We start from the raw sequence: 367 nt of genomic DNA on the forward strand, positions 1-367 counted from the left end.
CGCCGTTCCGCCCTCCCGGCGACCGTCATCCAGTGTCAGGCACAAAATCACCCCTGTCAGGTCACAATCCCGGCGCTGGTGTTTCCTACCTCTCCCGATGATCAGCGAGGGGCCTCCATGTGCAAGACGTTAAAAACCGACATCAAGCTTTTTGCCGCTGCCATTGTCGCGGCCGCCACGGTTCTCGGTGCCAATGTCAGCCTGGCCGATATCGTGAGCACGCTGGGCGGCGCGAACTGACACCGGGCTGCCGCTGGCGCAATTGATGTCGTAGTCCCGTAAGGGTCGTACCGGTTGCCCGACCGGAATGCACAAAAAACAAAGATTCGGCCCTTTACATTCTTCGGGACCCAAGGATTTATCCTCT

Annotated in this window: 1 protein-coding gene; it reads left to right on the top strand. The window is 58.9% G+C overall.

The window, feature by feature from the left end:
• Positions 1 to 240, top strand: a 240-nt coding sequence (locus tag EN807_RS35955; protein ID WP_189522678.1) for a hypothetical protein, incomplete at its 5' end; no start/stop codon positions are given.
• Between the last annotated feature and the right edge of the window lie 127 nt (positions 241 to 367).

It is taken from the genome of Mesorhizobium sp. M5C.F.Ca.ET.164.01.1.1 (assembly GCF_004792125.1).
Lineage (GTDB): Bacteria > Pseudomonadota > Alphaproteobacteria > Rhizobiales > Rhizobiaceae > Mesorhizobium > Mesorhizobium wenxiniae.